We start from the raw sequence: 19,592 nt of genomic DNA, 5'->3' as shown, positions 1-19,592 counted from the left end.
GGCGGGCCGTCAGTTGACCGGGGCGGCGGAGCGGAGTTCGCGGTCCCGCTGCTCGATCCGGTCCCGGATGAGCTCCATCTGGATCCGGGAGTTGCGGTTGATGTGCTCGGTCATGCCCTTGTCGTCGATCGGGGCCTCGGGCTTCATGGCGAAGTCCTGGGTCCAGTGCAGGGACGTGCCGCCCGGGATCTCCGTGTACTTCCAGTGGATGTCCATGTGCGCGAAGGGGCCGGTCTCGACGCGGCGGGCGCGGACGGTGAACGACGCGCGGTCGACCACCCGCTCCGAGACCCAGCTCCAGACCGTGCCGTTCTCGTCGGGGTGCATGGTCAGCCGGAAGGTGGTCCGGTCGCCGTCCCGCTCCAGCACCTCGACCGAGGCGTACTCGCTGAACAGGTGGGGCCAGTTCTCCAGGTCGTTGGTCATGTCCCAGACGAGGTCGAGGGGGGCCGCGATGGTGATGTCGTTCTCGGTGTGGCCAGGCATGTCATGCTCCTGTCGTAGGTACCGTGTCGGTGTTGACGAGGTCGAGGAAGGCGCGCGGGGTCCTGGCGCGCTCGGAGTTGTCGGGCAGCGGCCGGCCGAACCGGTTCTCCAGTTCGCCCACGATGCCGAGCATCCCCAGCGAGTCCAGGCCGAACTCGGCGAAGGTCGCGTCGGGCCGACTCGCCATGTCCTGAGGGTCGACGGTCAGCCCGGCGGTCGACTTCATCAACCCGGCCAGCTCGTCGAGAGTCAGTCGATCGGTCATGGGAATCTCCTTCTCACGAGGGGGACTTGTCGCCCCGGCGCAGCACCATCGCCGCGTTGGAGCCCATCAGTCCCCGGCTCAGCACCAGCGCCGTCCGAAGATCGGCGGAGCGGGGCTTCCCGGTCACCACGTCGAGGTCATGGCAGACGTCGACGACGTTGGGGGTCGGCGGCACGACACTGCACTCCATCGAGAGCACCGCTGCGGCGATGTCCAGGACGGGAGCGCCGCAGTACGCCCGGCCGAAGCCGGTCTTGGGCGCCGTCACCGGGACCCGTGCCGCGTACCCGCCCAGGGCGTCGGCGAGCGCCAGCGCCTCGGCACGGTCGGCCGAGGCCACGCCGAGCGCGTCCGCGAACACGACGTCGATCTCCTCGGGAGCGCACCGCGCCTCCTCCAACGCGCCCTCGATGGCCCGGGACAGCCCCTCGCGGGACTCCTCCCACAGGGCGGCGCCGGTGAAGGTCGCGGCATGCCCGGCCAGGAACGCCCGGGCCCGGGCGCCCCGCTCCTCGGCCGCCGCCTGCTCCTCGACGACCAGCATCGCGCCGCCCTCGGCGGGCACGAATCCGCAGGCGCCGGTGGTGAACGGGCGGTAGGCGCGGATCGGGTCGTCGGACCGGCTCAGGTCCTCGTACCCGAGCTGGCAGACGACCGAGTACGGGGCGAGCGGCGCCTCGGCGGCGCCCACCACCACGGCGGAGGTGCCGCGGCGGATGGTGCGGGAGGCATGCGCCAGCGCGTCCAGTCCGCCCGCCTCGTCGCTGGCCACCACTCCGCACGGCCCCTTGAAGCCGCCCCGGATCGAGATCTGCCCGGTGCTCGCCGCGTAGAACCAGGCGATGGACTGGTACGGGCCGACATGGCGCGAGCCCTGGCCCCACAGGTGCTGCAGTTCCCGCTGGCCGAACTCACCGCCGCCGGAGCCGGCCGCGGTCACCACCCCCACCGCGAACGGCGAGCGGTTGTAGTCGGCCCGGCCCAGCAGCGCGTCCTCCAGCGCAAGGTTGGCCGCGGCCATCGCGAAGTGCGTGAACCGGTCGGTCTGGACGAGGAAGCGCTCCTCGATCAGCTCGCCCGCGTCGAAGCCGCGCACCTCGCCGGCGACCTTGAGGGGCAGGTCCTCGCACCCTTCGCGGGTGACGGTGTCCAGGACGCTGATGCCCTCCTGGGTGGCCTTCCAGAAGGCTTCGGTGTTCGGCCCGTTGGGGGCGATGACACCGATGCCGGTGACGACGGAACGACGTACGTGCGGGGAGATCATCTCGCCCTCCCACCCGGTCGGGTCAGGACCACCGCTGACTGGAACCCGCCGAACCCGCTGCCCACCGACAGCACCGACCGCAGCGGCAGTTCGCGCGCCGTCTTCGGTACGTAGTCGAGGTCGCACTCGGGGTCCGGGGTCTCGTAGTTGGCCGTCGGCGGCACCACCTGGTGGGTCAGGGCCAGGACGCAGGCGACGACCTCGATCGCCCCGATCGCGCCCAGCGAATGCCCCACCATCGACTTGATCGAGCTCATCGGCACCTTGTAGGCGTGGTCGCCCAGCGACTTCTTGACCGCGGCGGTCTCGTGGCGGTCGTTCTGCTGGGTGCCCGAGCCGTGCGCGTTGACGTAGTCGACCTGGGTGTGGTCGAGCCGCGCATGGGCCAGCGAGCGGTTGATCGCCTCGGCCATCTCCAGACCTTCCTCGGTCAGGCCGGTCATGTGGTAGGCGTTGCCGAAGGTGGCGTACCCCCGTATCTCGCAGTGGACGGTCGCGCCGCGGGCGCGGGCGTGCTCCAGCTCCTCCAGGACGAGGACGGCGCCGCCCTCCCCCATGACGAATCCGTCGCGCCGGGCGTCGAACGGCCGGGAGGCGTGGGCGGGGTCGTCGTTGTTGGCGGAGGTCGCCTTGATGGCGTCGAAGCAGGCCACGGTGATCGGGGAGATCGGCGAGTCCGACGCACCGGCGACGCAGACGTCGACCCGGCCCTCCTCGATGGAGTGGAAGGCGTACCCGATCGCGTCGAGGCCGGAGGTGCAGCCCGTCGAGACGGTCTGCACCGGGCCGTGCGCGCCGATCTGCTCCGCCACCGCCGAGGCCAGCGAACTGGGCGAGAACGCCCGGTGCAGATACGGCCCGGCGGGGCGCGGGTCCACGTCCCAGCGGCGGCCGGACTCGCTGACCGCGACATAGTCGTGCTCCAGGCGCGTGGTGCCGCCGACCGCGGTGCCCAGGGAGACCCCGATCCGCCAGGGGTCCTCCTTCGCGGTGTCCAGCCCGGCCTCGCGCATCGCTTCCTCCGCGGCGACCAGCGCGAACTGGATGTACCGGTCCGAACGGCTCACCTGCTCCTCGCTCAGCCCGTGCCGCGCGGGATCGAAGTCGCACTCGGCGGCGATCCGCGAGCGGAACCCGGCGGGGTCGAAGAGGGTGATGCCGCGGGTGGCCGTACGCCCGGTGGACAGCAGGTCCCAGAACGCGGGGACCCCCACGCCGCCCGGGGCGACGACGCCGATGCCGGTGACCGCCACGCGGCGGATCATGACACCGGCTCCGTCCGTTCCGGTGGGGCCGCGGCCGATCCCTCTTCGGTGCCCTCGGTGTCCACGTGCCCGAGTTCGGGGCGCGGCGCCAGCGGGCCGAGGTGGAAGACCATCCGGGCCTCCACGTCCCCGACGTTGCGGAAGCGGTGCCGCATGTACGGCGGGATCAGCAGCCCCTGGTCCGTGCGCAGCGGGTGCGGCTCGCCGTCGAGGTCGACCTCCAGCGAGCCCTGGACGACGTACACGAACTCCTCGGAGTACGGGTGGTAGTGCTCGCCGATGCGCTCGCCGGGCTGCACGAGAGCCATGCCCATGAAGCCGCTCGTGGCGCCCACCGCGCTGGGTGTCAGCATGGCGCGCAGATCACCTCCGCGCCGGCGGTTGGGCTGGGTCTCGCTGAGGTCCACGATGCGTGGGCGGTACGTGGTCATGGCTGATTCCTCCAGGGGCGTGGTGCCGGCGGATGGGGATGGTGCGCCCGCGACGGGCGGACGGGCGGACGCCGTCAGGCGCCCGGTGCCCAGCGGTCGGTGATGAGGTCCATGTCGGCGCGCGCCAGGAAGTGCGCGAGTTCGCGGTCGTCGGACAGGCCGCCGGCCACATCGGTGTCGAGCAGCCGGCGCAGCACGGCGACCTTGCGGGGACCGCGCGCGCCGAGGGACAGCACGGGGTCGCTCTCGATGGGGACCCGCAGGTCGACGAGCCGGACGACGATGTCGTCGCGCTGGAAGACGGTGCTGCCGTGGACGGGGCACGCCGGGTCGTCGGCGGCCTCCTCGTCCTGACGGGCCAGCATCTTGGCCAGCGGCATACCGCAGCCCTGCTTGGCCGGGTAGAGCAGCGCGTGCCGCCGCACCCGCTCGCGCTCGTGGCCGACGGCCGCCACGTGGTGCACCGCGGGCAGCGCGGCGCGGGTGAAGAACACCCGGGCGGAGTCGGGGTCTTCGAGGTCCCGGTCCTGCTCCAGGTACGGGTTGAGGGCCTCCTCGACCGCGCGGACCTCGGGCTGCCGGGAGACGTGGCGCAGCGCGGCGACCAGGTCGCCCTGCACCTCGATGGCCCGTACGACGCGGTTGCCGTGCATGAAGAGGGAGGTGCGGCGCAGCCGGGTGGTGTCGTCGACCCGGGACTCCGGGGAGGTGTACCCGGCGAGGATCTCGGCGACCATCGGCTCGCTGCCCGGCTTCACGGTGAAGGTCAGGGCGTGCCGGACCACCCCGTCACCGACGCGGGGGGCGACCTGGAGCCGGCCCTTGGGCGGCTCGGGGACGAGTCCGGCGATGTTCGAGGTCTCGCGCAGAACGCTGAAGCGCAGGGAACGGGTGTCGCGGACGCAGCCGTGCAGCGGCTGGACCATCTTGACGTGCTCCTCGCTGTTGACCCAGGCCAGGAAAGGAGGTGCGCTCTCCCATTCGCTGGTGATCAGCCACTGGGAGGGGTTCTCGATGGACTGGCACAGCTGGTCGGTGAGGTGCCCGGGGACGGACGCCACCTGGTTGCGGAGCTGCTCGTAGGCTTCGAGGAAGCGCTGCTGGGCACCTTCCTGCAGATCCAGCAGAAGGACGACCCGGAGTCGGGAACCGTCGAAGGCGGACTGCGATATTCGTTCCGACAGCGTTGTCATCGTCTACGCATCTCCTCTGGGGCCCGAAGACCCCTGTGGTGCGTCGTCAGTTCCGGTGCAATCCGGGGGACCGGTGCGATCCGGGCGACTGAGCCGGATGGGCGGACCGCCGGCCCGGCGTGTCGCGGGGGCTGTCCGTGTTCGATCGTGGCCAAGACCCACGGTCGGCGCGAGATCTGTGAGCCATGCAGGTGAACCGTGATCGAACAGCCCGCAGGGCGGGCATTCGTGCTCCATCTGCCGTACGCCCCGATGGAGCTGGAGCACGCAATGAACCCCAAGGCCGAGCACCGGGTCCCGGTCCTCATCGTCGGCGGGTCCCTGGTGGGACTGTCCGCCTCACTGTTCCTGGGACGCCTGGGCATCGCCCACACGCTGGTCGAGAAGCACGCGGACACCTCCCGGCATCCGCGCGGCCGGGGGAACAACGTCCGCACCATGGAACTGTTCCGGGTGGCCGGCGCCGAACGGCGGATCCGCGAGGCCGCCTCGGTCCTGTCCGACAACCACGGGATCCTTCAGACCCCTTCGCTGACCGGCGACGACCAGGAGTGGCTGTTCCGGGAGATCGACCCGGGCGGCGGGCTGGCCCGGTTCAGCCCGGCCGGCTGGTGCCTGTGCAGCCAGAACGACCTGGAGCCGGTGCTGGTCCGCTGTGCCCGCGAACTCGGCGGCGATCTGCGGTTCGCCACCGAGCTCATGTCCTGCGACCAGGACCCGGACGGGGTGACCGCGGTCGTCAAGAACCGCGACACCGGTGAGCACGCCACCCTGCGCGCGGACTACCTGATCGCCGCCGACGGCCCGCGCAGCCCCGTACGGGAGCGCCTCGGCATCGGCCAGACCGGCCCCGGCGACCTCTTCCACAACGTCAGCATCACCTTCCGGGCCCCCGAGCTGGCGGACGCGGTCGGCGACCGCCGCTTCATCGCCTGCTATCTGACCAACCCGGAAGCCGACGGCGCCCTGCTGCCGGTGGACAACCGCGAGCACTGGGTCTTCCACGCCCCCTGGCACCCCGACCGCGGCGAAACCCTGGAGGACTTCACCGACGAGCGGTGCGTCGACCACATCCGGCGGGCAACCGGCGTACCCGGTATGGCGGTTGAGATCACCGGCAAGGCGCCCTGGCACGCGGCGGAGCGGGTGGCGGAGCGGTACGGGGCCGGCCGGATCTTCCTGGCCGGCGACTCGGCCCACGAGATGTCCCCGACCGGGGCGTTCGGCTCCAACACCGGCATCCAGGACGCGCACAACCTCGCCTGGAAGCTCGCCGCCGTACTGGAGGGCGCCGCGGCTCCCGGGCTGCTCGACACGTACGAGGCGGAGCGGCAGCCGGTGGCCCGGGCGACCAGCGCCCGCGCCTCGGCCCGGTCCGCCGAGCACAGCCACCCCGGCTACGCGGCGGCCCCGAACGCCGGCGGCGGCCGGCAGCGCGGGGTGCTCACCGTCGCCCTCGGCTACTGCTATCCGCAGGGCGCGGTGATCGGCGCCGACCCCGATCTGCCGGTCGTCCCCGAGCAGATGCGCCTGACGGGCGAGCCCGGCACCCGCGCCCCCCACATGTGGCTGCACGGCGCCGGCGAACGCCGCTCCACCCTGGACCTCTACGAGCGGTCCTTCATCCTGCTCACCGGCCCCGAGGACGGTGCGGTGTGGCGCGCCGCCGCCGAGAGCGCCGCCCGGCACTGGTCGGCGCGCCTGGACCACCACCGCATCGGCGACGGCCCGGACGCCGACCTGGCCCCGGAGGACGGCGCCGACTGGGCCGAGGTCCACGGGACGGCGCCGGAGGGCGCGGTGCTGGTGCGCCCCGACGGGTTCGTGGCCTGGCGCGCGGAGGGCCGGGTGGCCGATCCGGAAGGGGCGCTCCGGGAGGTGCTGGGCGGCCTGCTGTGCCGGGAGTGACCCGGTCGGCACAGGCCGCGTGAGGCGACTCAGGAGGACGGGGCCGGCGGGACGGACACGGGCGTCCCGCCGGCCCTGGAACGTATCTTCTGACCGTCACCGGCCCAGGGGCATCTCACGCCGGCACCGGCCCGGTCCCGCAACTCGCAGGGCGATTTGGTGTTGAGTCCGGACATGGACGTCAAGAAGCCCTCGGGCCACCCCTTTCCCCGTATCTCCCTCCCGCACCAGCCACCCCGGCTGCCGCCACCGGTCCCCCGGCGCCCCGCCGAGGGGGACACGCCGATCTTCGACCAGCTCCTCAGGGAGTGGCGGGCCGGCGCACTGCGGCCGGTCGTCTCCTGGCCGATCGACGATCCGGGGAAGTCCCGGCCAGGCACCGCCGTGGGGAGCGACGACGACCGCCCCTACCCGCGGAACCGCACCCAGGAACCCGACCATGTGTCCGTGCGACATTCCGCCGCGCACCCTGACCGGTGAGCCCGGGGCGGCTCCAACAGTGCTTGGCGGGCCGCGGTTTCAACGTGCCGGGCTTCCCCGGCAACCCGTTCGCGGGCCAGGAGCCGGGCACCGCCGAGGAGATCGCCGCCTTCTGCTCGACGACGTACGGCGTCGGCTTCCCGCTGGTCGAGAAGACCGACGTCAACGGCAAGTGGCAACACCCACCCGCGGTACGCCGAACCGACCGGCACACCGGACGCCGAAGGGGCGTTGGGCGCGGCGCAGTGGAACCTCGACGGCCCCCGGCGCACGGGCGGCTGACGTAAACGGTTCACCTCGCTGACGCCAGACCAGCCCAACCACCCTCACGACACTGCCTGCCACGCCGAAGCCGTCCGGCATGGCCGAGGGCCAGACCTGCTACCGGGCCGGCCTTTCCCGACCCCGGCCACATCGCCCTCGCCCACCCGGCAAGAAGCATTCCAGGGCGGATCCAGGAATCTAGCCGTTGCTATCCACCGTTTGGATGATGGTCCCGTGCATGGGGCCAAAACCCGGAACATTCACGTCCCCTCCGTCATCCGCAGGACGCAGATTGCTCGGCTTCACGGTCTGACTGGTACCCGCGCGCGCACCTTCAACAGCACTGGCCGAACCGACAACGCCGAGAACAGCGGCACCAGCGATCGCCATTGCGGCAATAACGTTACGGACGCACATAGTTCCTCCTTGAATTCGCGATCGGTGTTTTACCGAGACCTGCCTTGACCGAGCACCCAAGGTCCATGCCGCGTGCGCTGGAGCTTCAGCCGAACAGGCGACCGTGCATGCCTCATGGCGCTTAGCGCCAAGGAACTCATCACCCACCACGCCCGCGCGCCGCTGCGCCGGGCGTTTTCTCATGCCAGGAAGGCACACACCACAGACCGTTGGAGGCATCGACGTCTCCTCGTACCAGGGGATGGCGCATGACCATCCGGCAGGCCACCACCGCCCGCTGAAGGGCACGGAGGAGCAGGAAGAGGCCATCTCAATTGGCGAGTACGCGGCAGCAGATGACGCCATTCGATGCTGTGCTCCCGGTCAGCCTGCGCTCGGGACCTCCGAGACATGAGGCTTCCGCTGCATCCCGGCCGGCGCTTTCGCCGGCTCCGGACAGGGCGTTGGGGCGGAGTGTCCGCGCCTGTCGCGGCAAGTCGATGCCCTGACCTGCTCGGTGTGCAGCGCGGCTCCCCGTCGGCCACGCGTCGGTGACGGCCAAGGACGCGGCGCGTCGCTAAGTGGCTGCGGCATATTTCGCATTAGCCTCCTATGACTGTACGAAGTCGCTATATCACGGTTTGTATCCTTCGACCACCGGAGAAGAAATGCGCAAGCTTCAGAAGACCGCCGTCGTGACCGTCGCACTCGGCAGCTTCGGCTTCCTCGGCGCCGGCATCGCCTACGCCGCCAGCGGGAGCGGCGGCACCGATTTCGACGTCAAACAGCGAAACTCGTGTCGGTCGAACGACGCGGATGTCGACGCTCTCGGCGAGGTCGGGATCGCCAACGGCCTGGCGGGCAACGCGATCGGCGGTGAGGGCACCCCAGGTGGGCAGAGCACCAGGGTGGGCTCGTCCATGAGCTGCGTCAACAGCGTCGCCTTCAAGGGAAGCAAGGGCGGCGACGAAGGCAAGGGTGGAGGTTCGGAGGGCAGAGAGAGCAACGGAGACAGGGGAGGCGACGCACACAAGGGCGGAGGCTCAGAGGGCCGAGAAGGCAACGGAGGCAAGGAAGGCAAGGAAGGCGCGGAAAGCGCACAAGGCGGGGCGACGCCGGTACGCACGGATGGCGGGGAACAGCGGGGTGTGGCGCCTGGACCCGGTCTCCGCTACACGGTCCGGACGGAGACCCTTACGGCCTCTTAGGACCAGGTCGCGAGAGTCCGCTCGACCCGCAGTCGGAAGGAAAGGCCGCCGGCCGGGCAACTCGCCGACCTCGGCAACCGCCTCGACGCCATCGAACGGAGCCGCCGGCCCTTCCCGGCATCGCCGCTCCGGTCGCCGTCGTCGGACTACTCGTGGCGGACTGGCAAGCCACCGCCGCCCACTGGTACATCGCCCTCCACAACGATCGCGTCCTGCTCACGGCCTACCGCCGCGAGCAGGACGCATCTGTCATGAGGGGAGTAAGAGGGCGGGTCCGCTGGGGCCGGTCAGCCGTGAGCCTTGTGTCGGAGGTTCTCCGCTGAATCGTCGACACCGCGAAAAGAAGGGGGCGGGCCAGATGGCACCCCACCGGACACCCCCTGGCCCCGTCCCGATGTGAAGGAGGGGCTGGCAGGCAACGGCATGGATCAGCACCCGGAAACCATGCTGGGAGACACCTCACCCTTGTCACTCATGATGGAGGTGTGCGCGTCGACATAGCCTGAACCGCCATCGTAGGAGATCTTGTACATCCCGCCGGTGTAGCACTCGACTGTCACCGGCGCCAACGTGGTGAGTTCAGTGGTCGGTTGTTGCCCTACTGGATTTGCGCTCGGCCAGACAGCGACCTTGTCGTAGTTTCCGATCTTGCCGTCGAGGCCACCGCAACCCGCCAGTGCCGCCATACCAAGCGCCACACCAATCACCGAATTCACAGTACGTTTCCTGGTCCCCAATTCCGTTTCCCCCGTCATGAGTAGCTGTCAGATTCATTGCAGCGGAAGGCAATTCTCGGCCTCCGACTGCCGGACGACAAGGGTCAGATGGCGTACGTGTCCGGGCATCGGGGTTCCGCATGTCGCGGTTCGGTGACCCTTGTGGGGTGTCCGTGCGCGCCGCAGAGGATGCGGCTCGGAACAGCGTGAACCCGGAATCCGCAGACGCACAGAGCTACTGCGGCCCCTCGGCATCCCTCCGGCTGGACACCGCAGCCCGCGCGATCACCGACAGGGTCAGTTCCCGCTCCTCGTCAACGACGAGCCACCCCTTCTCCAGAAGCGACTGCAGCGGCGGACGGACCTCGTCTCCCAGCTCTTCCGCCAGGTCGTCGTCGGTGGGAGAGCGGCCGGCCCGGAGGAGAGCGGCCACGTGCATGACGAGCGCTTCCTCCTCGGCGGTGATGTCGAAGTCCATGGTGTGAAGGTATGCGCGCCTCTGGCCTCCAGCCCCCGAAGCCCCCGCGGCACATGGCGGTCGGGGCCTCTCGCTCCCCGGGCTGGCTACGTCATCCCAGGTCATGGGGTGTGTTCATGGGAGAGGAAACCCGAGAAGTTCGTCATCGACCACACGGGCGAGATCGCCGGCCGCTTCCGGCCGCGCACGGAGCCGGCGGCCGACGAGCTGGTGGCCGACGAGCTGGCGGCGGCCATCGAGGCCGCGCTCCCGGCGGCCCGATCCACGGCGGCGGGCCGGCCCGTCCCGGCCGCCGGCCGCCGGTCGCCGGGCCGCTGCGCCCGAGCGCCGCGATCGTCGCGCCCCGCGTGCCTACGGCACGCCGCCGGCCTCGGGCAACGCCATCCGGCTGCGCCGGCCCGGGTCGTCGGAAGCTGCCGCACCGTAACGGTACGAATGCCGTTCTTCCGGCTCGAACTAGACTGTTCGAACGAGCCCGATGCGTCCGACCAGAAGCCGAACGAATGCCGCAGCCCGCAGAGCACCCCGAGCCCGCCGCCGCGCACGACGAATCCGCGTCGGCGGCGGATCTCGCGGAGCGCACCGCACGGAGCCTGCGCGATCTGGCCGGCGGCCCGATCTCCCGGCTTCCGCAGCTGCTGGAGGCGATGGTCACCGTCGGCTCCGACCTGGACGTCCACCACGCGCTGGACCGGATCGCGGAGACCGCCGCCTCGCTCACGGGCGCCCGCTATGCCGCCGTGGGCGTCCTCAACGAGGAGGGCGACGGGCTGCGCGATCTCGTCACCCACGGCATCTCCCCCGAGGAGGCGCAGCGGATCGGACGCCTCCCGGACGGCCACAGCGGGATCATCGGCGCGCTGCTGCACGGCGCGGAGGCGGTCCGGATCACCGACGTCCGCAACGATCCGCGCGCCTGCGGAACGCTCCCCGAGGGGCATCCGCCGATCCGCTCGTTCCTCGGCGTCCCGATCCAGGTGCAGGGCGAGCTGTTCGGCAATCTCTATCTGGCCGGGAAGCCGGACGACGGGGAGTTCAGCGAGGTGGACTTCCATCTGGCGCGGGTGCTGGCCACCGAGGCCGGTATCGCCATGGGCAACGCCCGGATGCACGCCGCCGCCCGGCAGCGCCGGCGCTGGATCGACGGCGCCGCGTCGCTCACCACGGCGCTGCTGGCCGGTCCCGAGACCCACTCCACGACGGAGCACGCGCTCACCGTCGTCGCCGAGAAGGGCCGGGAGCTCGCCGAGGCGGCGACCGGGGCGGTGCTGCTGCCGCACCCCGACGGCGGGATGGAGGTCGTGGCGATCTCCACGGTGCTGTCGGAAGCCGTCCGGACCGAGGCGTTCGGCGGCACGATCCCGCCGGAGAGCCCGGTCCTGCACCAGATACACGCCGGACTCGCGGTCTTCTCCGACGACTTCGCCGGCGACCCCCGCTCGATCTCCCCGCTGTCCCGCCACTACGGCCCGACGATGCTGCTGCCGCTGCGCAGCAACGGGCGGGTGCTGGGCGCGCTGGCGCTGTGCCGGATGTCCGACGGCCGGCGCTTCACGCATTCGGAGCGGACCCTGGGCACCCAGTTCGCGGCCCAGGCCGCGCTCGCCCTCGTGCTCGCCGACCGCCACCGCGACCGGCGACGGCTCGCGGTCTACGAGGACCGCGACCGGATAGCGCGCGATCTGCACGACCTGGTCATCCAGCGGCTGTTCGCCACCGGCATGATGCTGGAGAGCGCCCAGCGGCGGGCCGTCGTCCCCGAGGTCCGGGAGAGCGTCGGCCAGGCCGTCGACGAGCTGGACGCGACGATCCAGGAGATCCGCACCGCGATCTTCGCGCTCCAGCAAGGGCCGCCGGAGGCACCATCGGGGCTCCGCACCCGTGTGCTGCGGGAGGCCCGCGCGGCCACCGGGGCGCTTGGCGGCCGGCCGTCCGTGCAGTTCGTGGGACCGGTGGACGCCAGGGTCGGCGAGGAGACCGGACGGGCCCTGGTGAGGGCGCTGCGCGAGGCGCTGGCCGGGGTGGCGGAACGGGCCGAGAGACCTGAGGAGGCCGGGTCGGCGGCGCCGGCCCGGGTCGTGGTGGACGCCACCGTCGCGCTGGCCGACGGCCGCGAGGGCGTACGGCTGACGGTGGCGCGCGGGGGCGGTGCCGGTGAGCCGGTGGTGTGGGAACAGCCGCTGTAGGCACGGCTGTTCAGCCCCGCGCCCCTTGGGGCTCGGTGGGCAGTGGCCCGCGGTCCGCGGCGGCGCTCGCCGTCCTACGCGGTGCGGCGCACGAACAGCAGATCCCGGGCCACCACGGCCGCGCGCGGGCCCGCCGCCCGCAGTACGGTGTCCAGCGCCGTCTGCCGATGCGCGATGCAACGGCCGCTCGCCCGGGCCGCGTTGGCCTCGTCGACCGCCCAACGGCCGTCCGTGCGGCCGATGTCGGCGACGATCGCGGAGGGCAAGGGCGGGCAGCCGGGTGCCGTCGGCGTAGGCCATGGCCCGGATGCCCTTGTCGTGGGGCGACTTGGCGAAGACCGGGCGGCGCGGCGCGTAGGCGTCGCGGAGTTCGGTGGCGGGGGCGGAGACGGTCGGGTGCGGTGGCAGCAACAGCGTCGCGGCTCCGGCCGCCGTCGTTCCGCCGGGGTCCGCGGTGCCGCCGCGGTCGCCCCCGTGTGGCACGGCGGTCATCGTAGTGAGGGGGTGGCAGGGCGCCCTCAGGGGTGATCGATCCGGAATTCCTTGACCTCAAGATTGGTTTAGGTTCTAGGTTCTTTCTTGTCGCCGGTCACGCACGGCGATCCCGTGACGACCCCGGCAATCAGGAGGCCCGCGATGGACATGGAAGTCACCGCCTGGCATTCGCTGCACAGCACGATGACCGCACAGCAGGGCAGGCGCCGCTTCTCCCGCGGGACGCTGCGCCGTATCACGGCCTTCGCCCGCCCGCACCGCCGCAAGCTCGGCTGGTTCCTGGTGCTCAGCACGGTCACCGCGACGCTCGCGGTGGCCACCCCGCTGCTCGCCGGGCGGGTGGTGGACGCGATCGTCGGGAGCCGCTCGGCCGGTCTGGTCCTGGGGCTCTCCGGGCTGATCGCGGCCATCGCGCTCGCCGAGGCGGGCCTGGGGCTGCTGACCCGCTGGCTGTCGGCGAGCATCGGTGAGGGGCTGATCCTGGACCTGCGGACCACGGTCTACGACCACGTCCAGCGGATGCCGATCGCGTTCTTCACCCGGACCCGCACCGGGGCGCTGGTCAGCCGGCTCAACAACGATGTGATCGGCGCCCAGCGGGCGTTCAGCGACACCCTCTCCGGGGTCGTCAGCAACATCGTGACGCTGCTGCTCACCCTCGCGGTGATGCTCAGCCTGTCCTGGCAGATCACGCTGATCGCGCTGGTGCTGCTGCCGGTGTTCGTACTGCCCGCCCGCAGGGTCGGCCGGCGGCTGGCGGATCTGCGGCGGGAGGGCGCCGACCACAACGCCGCGATGGGCACCCAGATGACCGAGCGGTTCTCCGCGCCGGGCGCCACCCTGGTCAAGCTGATGGGCCGACCGTCCCGCGAGTCCGCCGAATTCGCCGCCCGAGCCCGGCGGGTGCGCGACATCGGCGTCCGCTCGGCGATGGTGCAGACGTACTTCGTCACCGCGCTCACCCTGGTCTCCGCACTTGCCCTGGCCGTGGTCTACGGCCTGGGAGGGTTCCTGGCGCTGCGCGGGCAGCTGGCGGCCGGCTCGATCGTCTCGCTGGCGCTGCTGCTCACCCGGCTCTACGCCCCGCTGACCGCGCTCTCCGGCGCGCACATCGAGGTGATGAGCGCGCTGGTCAGCTTCGAGCGGGTCTTCGAGGTGCTGGACCTCAAGCCGCTGATCACCGAGAAGCCGGACGCCCGCGACGTGCCCGAGGGCCCGGTGTCGGTGGAGTTCGACTCCGTCCGCTTCGGCTACCCCTCCGCGGACAAGGTCTCGCTGGCCTCCCTGGAGGAGGTCGCCACCCTCGACACCCGGGGCGGCGAAGAGGTCCTGCACGGCATCTCGTTCCGCGCCGAGCCCGGCCAGATGGTCGCCCTGGTCGGCTCCTCGGGCGCCGGCAAGTCGACCATCGCCCAGCTGCTGCCGCGGCTGTACGACACCGACTCCGGGGCCGTCCGGCTGGCCGGCGAGGACGTCCGCGAGCTGACCGCCGCCTCGCTGCGCGACGCCCTCGGCATGGTCACCCAGGACGGCCACCTCTTCCACGAATCCATCCGGCAGAACCTGCTGCTGGCCAAGCCGGAGGCGGCCGACGACGAGCTGTGGGACGCGCTGCGCCGCGCCCGCCTGGACGCGCTGATCGCCTCGCTGCCCGACGGCCTGGACACCGTCGTCGGCGAGCGCGGCTACCGCCTCTCCGGCGGCGAACGGCAGCGCCTGACCATCGCCCGGCTGCTGCTCGCCCACCCGCGGGTGGTGATCCTGGACGAGGCGACCGCCCACCTGGACAACACCTCCGAGGCGGCCGTCCAGGAGGCGCTGACCGAGGCGCTCGACGGGCGGACCGCGCTGGTGATCGCCCACCGGCTGTCGACCGTACGGGCCGCCGACCTGATCCTGGTCGTCGAGGGCGGCCGGATCGTCGAGCGGGGCACCCACGAGACGCTGCTGGCGCAGGACGGGCGGTACGCGGAGCTGTACCGCACGCAGTTCGCCGCCGCGGAGGCCGGCGCGGCGAGCCCGGCCGGCTCCCCGGGGGCCGTCGACTCCCCTCAGGCCGTCGACTCCCCGGTGGACACCGCGCCGGAAGCCGGTCCGGACCTGGTCACCGGGGCACCGCTGGTCAACTGACGGCGCACCGGATGGCCCCCGCCCCTTGGCGGGGGCCTCCGCATGCCGAAAACTGAGGCGATGACGCAGCGCGCGGAACACTCGACCGTCATGGACCGCCTCGCGATCGACGACCTGGTCACCGGTTACGCCACCACCGTGGACGACGGCGACTGGCCGGGCTACCTGGCCCTGTTCAGCCGGGACGGCCGGGCCGACTACCGCTCGGCGGGCGGCATCGAAGGCACCGTGGAGGAGGTCGCGGTCTGGCTCGCCCAGATGTTGCGCCTCTTCGCCATACGGCAGCACCTGATCGTCAACCGCCGCATCGCCTTCGCCTCGCGGGACGGCGCCCCCGCCGACACCGCCACCGTCCAGGCCGACTACCTCAACCCGATGCGGCTGGCCGAACCCGACCCGGACGCCGCGGGCCCGGCCTCCCCCGACTACACCTGCGGGGGCCGCTACCACTTCACGGCCCGCCGCACCCCCGATGGCTGGCGGCTGACCGGCGTCGTGGTGCACGAGAAGTGGCGGGAGGTGCTGACGCCTGACCACGCTTGACGGTGAGCGCACATCACGGCGAGAGGTTCACCGCGGCAGCGACCGGCGACAGGGAGCGCAGATGGACACACCGCCCGGCGGCACGGTGCCCCGGTCCCGATCCCTCTGGGCGCGGGGCCCGGCCGCCGCGCTCGCGGGGGCGCTGCCGGCCCTCGCCTTCCCCGAGCCGTCCTGGTGGTGGTTCGCGTACGTCGCCCTCGTGCCGTGGCTGCTGCTGGTGCGCTCCGCGGCTACGGCACGGCGGGCGGCGCTCTACGGATGGCTGGGCGGCGCCGGGTTCATGCTGGCGGTGCACCACTGGCTGCTGCCGAGCCTGCACGTCTTCATCCTCGTCCTGGCGCTGCTGCTCGGGGCGCTGTGGGCGCCCTGGGGGCTGCTGGTGCGGGCCCTGCTGGCCGGCACACCCGGGGCGGGGCGCTGCGCGGCGGCCCTGGTCCTGGTGCCGTCCGGCTGGCTGATGGTCGAACTGGTCCGCTCCTGGCAGTACTTGGGCGGACCATGGGGGCTGCTCGGCGCCAGCCAGTGGCAGGTGCCGCCCGCGCTCCGGCTGGCGTCGCTCGGCGGCGTATGGCTGCTGAGCCTGCTCATCGTGGCCGTGAACACCGCGCTGGCCGAGCTGATCGCCCTGCGCACCGCCCGCCTGCCCGCCGTCGCCGGACTGCTGGGGTGCGCCCTGGCGGGCACCGCTGCCTGGTACGGGGCGCCGCTCCCCCGGCCCGCCGGCACGGTCCGCATCGCGGTCGTCCAGCCGGGCCTCGGCGGCACGCCGACCCAGCGCCTGGCCCGCAGCGAAGCGCTCACCGGTGCGCTGGCGGGCCGTGGGGTGCGCCTGGTCGTCTGGGGTGAGAGCAGCCTCTACCAGGACCCGGCGGACCATCCCGTACTGGCCGGGCACCTGGCCGCGCTCGCCCGCCGGACCGGCGCCGACCTCCTCGTCAACGCCGACGCGACGAACGCCGACGGCCCCGGCATCTACAAGAGCGCGGTGCTCATCGGCCCGCGCGGGCCGACCGGCGACCGCTACTCCAAGATGCGGCTGGTTCCGTTCGGCGAGTACATACCCGCCCGCTCGGTCCTCGGGTGGGCCACCCACGTCGGCAAGGCCGCCGCCACCGACCGCAAACGCGGCACCCACCAGGTCGTGATGCCGATCCCCACCGCGGGCGGGCTGCGGATCGGCCCCCTGGTCTGCTTCGAGACGGCCTTCCCCGACATGAGCCGGCACCTGGCCCGGGACGGCGCACAGGTGCTGGTCGCCCAGTCCTCGACCTCGACCTTCCAGGACAGCTGGGCCCCCGCCCAGCACGCGTCCCTCGCGGCGCTCCGCGCCGCGGAGACCTGGCGCCCCATGGTCCATGCCACCCTCACCGGCGTCAGCGCGGTCCACGGCCCCCGGGGCGAGCAGATCGGCCCGCGCCTCGGCACGGACCGGAGCACGGCCGCCGTCTACGATCTGCCGCTGGCCACCGGCACCAGCCCGTACACCCGTTTCGGCGACTGGGCGGTGTACGGGGCGATCGCCGCGCTGCTGCTCTTCGGCGCGCGGTCCGCCGTCCGGGCCCGCGTCAGGCGGACTGCGCGACCGCTTCCCTGACCACCCGCTCGCACAGCTCATGGGTCCGCAGCGCGTCCTGGGCGGACACCCGCCGCCCGGCGCGTACGTCGTCCAGGAACGCCTGCACGATCTGCTCGATCCCCCGCTGGCGGGCAACGGGGACCCAGTCGCCGCGGCGCCGGATGGTGGGCTGCCCCTTGTGGTCGACGACCTCGGCCAGGTTGACCACCTGGCGCCGGGTGTCCTGACCGGAGATGTCCAGCAGCTCCTCGGTGGAGCCGCTGAGGCGGTTCATCGTGCCGATGGCCGTGAACCCGTCACCGGAGAGCTGGAGCACGACATGCTCCATCAGCCCGTGGCGCACCCTGGCCCGCACATCGATGTGGTCGATGTCGCCCGGTACCAGGAACCGCAGCGTGTCGACGACGTGGATGAAGTCGTCGAGAACGGTCGTGCGCGGGTCCTCGGCCATCCCGACGCGGTTCTTCTGCATCAGGATCAGATCGCGCGGGTGCTCCCGGCACTGCGCGTACCCCGGCGCGAAGCGGCGGTTGAAGCCCACCGCGAGCCCCACCCCGCGGTCCTCGGCGAGCTGGACGATCCGCCGGGTGTCCGCGATGTCGTAGGCGATCGGCTTGTCCACGTAGGTCGGCACGCCGGCCTCGACCAGCCGGGTCACGATCTCGGGGTGCGCCACGGTCGCGGCGTGCACGAAGGCGGCGTCCAGGCCGGCGCCGAGCAGCGTGTCCAGGTCCGTGTGCAGCTGCCGCCCGGTCAGCCGGTAGGTGTCGCCGGCCCGTTGGAGGGTGGCCGGGTTGCGGGTCTGGAGATGCAGTTCGACCCCCGGCCGGGTGCCCAGTACGGGCAGGTACGCCTTCTGCGCGATGTCGCCGAGCCCGATGCAGCCGACCTTCACTCGCTCTCCTCTGATGCGTTTCGGGGGTGGTGCCGGTGTGGCGTGCCGGGTGCGGTCCCGCCGGCCGGATGGCACCTGCGTACGCACCCCGGCCCGCCGCACCGCACGCCGTACCGGAAAGCCTACGGGGCGGCCGGCGGACGCCAGTCGGCGATGCCGTCGAGGCCGCGCAGCACGAGGTCCGGTGCCAGCCGGGCGGTGGCCGCCATCGCGGCGCCGCGCAGCACGCAGGCGGGCCGGGAGCGCCAGGTCGTGAGCCGGCCGATCCGCTCGGCACGGCGTACCACGTCCATGGTGCGCGGCAGCCGCTGCCGGGTGTACGAGGCGAGCGCGGCGGACAGATCCGCGTCCGGGGCGGCCTCGTGGGCGAGGACGACGGCGTCCTCGATGGCCTGGCAGCCGCCCTGGCCGAGGTTGGGCGTCATCGGGTGGACGGCGTCGCCGAGCAGCGCCACCCGGCCCCGGTGGAAGGCGGGCGGCGGGGCGGCCGCGGTGTGCACGTCGTTCCGGAGCACCGCGACCGGGGCGACGGCGGCCAGCAGGTCGGGGACGGGGTGGTGCCAGTCGCCGAACCGGCGCAGGAGTTCGGTCCGCTGATCGGCGTCGGTCCGCTCACCCGGCGGGACGGCGGCGGTGGCATAGGCGTAGACCCGTCCGTCGTGCAGCGGCACGGAACCCCAGACGCCGCCGGGGCCCCAGGTCTCGTGCGCGGCGTAGCGGCGCCCGGCGGGGGCGGCGGGGGCCGGGACGACGAAGCGCCAGGCGGTGAAACCGGCGTAGCGGGGCTCGGGGTGGCCGGGGAAGAGCGTGCGGCGGACGGCCGAGTGGATCCCGTCGGCGGCGACGACGAGGTCGGCGGTCAGCTCCTCGGCGCGGCCCTCGGAGGCGGTCCGCCCGCCCTCGGGCTCGGTGGTCCGGACGCGGGCCGGGCGGTCGTCCCGCAGCGGATCGCCCTCGTCCACGAGGTGGGCCGGGGCTCCGGTCCGTACGGTGCCGCCGGGCAGCCGCCCGGCCAGCAGCGCGACCAGGTCGGCGCGGTGCGCGACCACGACCGGGCCGCCGAACCGCCGGACCGCCGCGGCGTTGTCCGTACGGGCCAGCAGCCGCCCGCTGGGCAGCCGCAGCTCACCGGCCGGCTGCGCGGCGGCCGTCGCGCGGACCGCGTCGCCCGCGCCGACGGTGTCCAGTGCGCGCTGGGCGTTGGGGGCGAGCCCGATGCCCGCGCCCACCGGCTCCAGAGCGGCGGCCCGCTCCAGGACGGTGACCGACCAGCCGCGGTGGTCCAGTGCCACCGCGGCGGTCAGCCCGCCGATGCCGCCGCCGATCACGATCGCGGTCCGCTGCCGCATGTCGCCCCCTGCTGTCCCCGGCGGCAACTACAGCCGTAGTCCCGCATGCTCGTCCGCGGCCCCG

18 protein-coding genes and 1 pseudogene are annotated in these 19,592 nt (G+C 72.5%); 8 read left to right on the top strand and 11 right to left on the bottom strand.

Annotation, left to right across the window (positions count from 1 at the left end; genetic code table 11):
• Positions 1-9: 9 nt before the first annotated feature.
• From GR130_RS14555 to GR130_RS14530, 6 genes are all read right to left on the bottom strand, one after another.
• Positions 10-486 (bottom strand): SRPBCC family protein, encoded by a 477-nt coding sequence (locus GR130_RS14555; RefSeq protein WP_159505123.1) that lies wholly within the window; start codon positions 484-486, stop codon positions 10-12.
• A 1-nt stretch (position 487) separates the two neighbouring features.
• Positions 488-751, bottom strand: a complete 264-nt coding sequence (locus GR130_RS14550; protein WP_159505122.1) for an acyl carrier protein — start codon at positions 749-751, stop codon at positions 488-490.
• A 13-nt stretch (positions 752-764) separates the two neighbouring features.
• Positions 765-2,015, bottom strand: coding sequence for a beta-ketoacyl synthase N-terminal-like domain-containing protein (locus GR130_RS14545; protein WP_159505121.1), 1,251 nt, complete (start codon positions 2,013-2,015; stop codon positions 765-767).
• The gene (locus GR130_RS14540) at positions 2,012-3,280 is read right to left on the bottom strand and encodes a beta-ketoacyl-[acyl-carrier-protein] synthase family protein (protein ID WP_159505120.1); all 1,269 of its coding nucleotides are present in this window, start codon (positions 3,278-3,280) and stop codon (positions 2,012-2,014) included. The genes GR130_RS14545 and GR130_RS14540 overlap by 4 nt, the downstream gene beginning before the upstream one ends.
• Positions 3,277-3,711 carry a cupin domain-containing protein gene (locus tag GR130_RS14535; RefSeq protein WP_159505119.1) on the bottom strand — a complete coding sequence of 145 codons (435 nt, stop codon included), beginning with the start codon at positions 3,709-3,711 and terminating at the stop codon, positions 3,277-3,279. Before GR130_RS14535 ends, GR130_RS14540 begins: the two co-directional genes overlap by 4 nt.
• A gap of 74 nt (positions 3,712-3,785) precedes the next feature.
• Positions 3,786-4,904: a SchA/CurD-like domain-containing protein gene (locus GR130_RS14530; protein WP_159505118.1), complete on the bottom strand. Its 1,119-nt coding sequence runs from the start codon at positions 4,902-4,904 to the stop codon at positions 3,786-3,788.
• Positions 4,905-5,174: 270 nt separating this feature from the next.
• On the opposite strand from GR130_RS14530, the gene GR130_RS14525 reads away from it, so the two are divergent.
• The 4 genes and pseudogenes from GR130_RS14525 (at position 5,175) to GR130_RS14510 (ending at position 9,160) form a co-directional block, all read left to right on the top strand.
• The gene (locus GR130_RS14525; protein WP_159509972.1) at positions 5,175-6,812 is read left to right on the top strand and encodes an FAD-dependent oxidoreductase; all 1,638 of its coding nucleotides are present in this window, start codon (positions 5,175-5,177) and stop codon (positions 6,810-6,812) included.
• Positions 6,813-6,986: 174 nt separating this feature from the next.
• Positions 6,987-7,292 carry a hypothetical protein gene (locus tag GR130_RS14520; RefSeq protein ID WP_159505117.1) on the top strand — a complete coding sequence of 102 codons (306 nt, stop codon included), beginning with the start codon at positions 6,987-6,989 and terminating at the stop codon, positions 7,290-7,292.
• Positions 7,293-7,300: 8 nt separating this feature from the next.
• Positions 7,301-7,550 (top strand): annotated as a pseudogene (locus tag GR130_RS14515) (glutathione peroxidase); the annotation flags it as partial.
• Between the two features lie 1,070 nt (positions 7,551-8,620).
• Complete coding sequence (locus tag GR130_RS14510) at positions 8,621-9,160, top strand: hypothetical protein (protein WP_159505116.1); 540 nt, start codon at positions 8,621-8,623, stop codon at positions 9,158-9,160.
• 428 nt (positions 9,161-9,588) lie between these two features.
• Here GR130_RS14510 and GR130_RS14505 read toward each other — a convergent pair whose 3' ends face one another.
• Positions 9,589-9,876: a hypothetical protein gene (locus GR130_RS14505; RefSeq protein ID WP_201304883.1), complete on the bottom strand. Its 288-nt coding sequence runs from the start codon at positions 9,874-9,876 to the stop codon at positions 9,589-9,591.
• Between the two features lie 235 nt (positions 9,877-10,111).
• Positions 10,112-10,354 carry a hypothetical protein gene (locus tag GR130_RS14500; RefSeq protein WP_159505115.1) on the bottom strand — a complete coding sequence of 81 codons (243 nt, stop codon included), beginning with the start codon at positions 10,352-10,354 and terminating at the stop codon, positions 10,112-10,114.
• A 503-nt stretch (positions 10,355-10,857) separates the two neighbouring features.
• Here GR130_RS14500 and GR130_RS14495 point away from each other — a divergent pair.
• Positions 10,858-12,540, top strand: a complete 1,683-nt coding sequence (locus GR130_RS14495; RefSeq protein ID WP_159505114.1) for a sensor histidine kinase — start codon at positions 10,858-10,860, stop codon at positions 12,538-12,540.
• Positions 12,541-12,614: 74 nt separating this feature from the next.
• Here the strand turns inward: GR130_RS14495 and GR130_RS14490 are convergent, their stop codons facing one another.
• Positions 12,615-12,806, bottom strand: coding sequence for a hypothetical protein (locus GR130_RS14490; protein ID WP_159505113.1), 192 nt, complete (start codon positions 12,804-12,806; stop codon positions 12,615-12,617).
• 370 nt (positions 12,807-13,176) lie between these two features.
• Here GR130_RS14490 and GR130_RS14485 point away from each other — a divergent pair, with 370 nt between their 5' ends.
• From GR130_RS14485 to lnt, 3 genes are all read left to right on the top strand, one after another.
• The gene (locus tag GR130_RS14485; protein WP_159505112.1) at positions 13,177-15,165 is read left to right on the top strand and encodes an ABC transporter ATP-binding protein; all 1,989 of its coding nucleotides are present in this window, start codon (positions 13,177-13,179) and stop codon (positions 15,163-15,165) included.
• A 60-nt stretch (positions 15,166-15,225) separates the two neighbouring features.
• Complete coding sequence (locus GR130_RS14480) at positions 15,226-15,708, top strand: nuclear transport factor 2 family protein (RefSeq protein WP_159505111.1); 483 nt, start codon at positions 15,226-15,228, stop codon at positions 15,706-15,708.
• 61 nt (positions 15,709-15,769) lie between these two features.
• Positions 15,770-17,302: an apolipoprotein N-acyltransferase gene (lnt, locus tag GR130_RS14475; protein ID WP_159505110.1), complete on the top strand. Its 1,533-nt coding sequence runs from the start codon at positions 15,770-15,772 to the stop codon at positions 17,300-17,302.
• Here the strand turns inward: lnt and GR130_RS14470 are convergent.
• Positions 17,274-18,179 (bottom strand): Gfo/Idh/MocA family protein, encoded by a 906-nt coding sequence (locus GR130_RS14470; protein WP_159505109.1) that lies wholly within the window; start codon positions 18,177-18,179, stop codon positions 17,274-17,276. The two genes, lnt and GR130_RS14470, sit on opposite strands and share 29 nt — an antisense overlap.
• 122 nt (positions 18,180-18,301) lie before the next feature.
• Positions 18,302-19,528, bottom strand: a complete 1,227-nt coding sequence (locus GR130_RS14465) for an FAD-dependent monooxygenase (RefSeq protein WP_159505108.1) — start codon at positions 19,526-19,528, stop codon at positions 18,302-18,304.
• Positions 19,529-19,592: the final 64 nt, after the last annotated feature.

This window comes from Streptomyces sp. GS7 (genome assembly GCF_009834125.1).
GTDB lineage: Bacteria > Actinomycetota > Actinomycetes > Streptomycetales > Streptomycetaceae > Streptomyces.
This window is presented reverse-complemented; position numbering and strand designations above follow the sequence as displayed.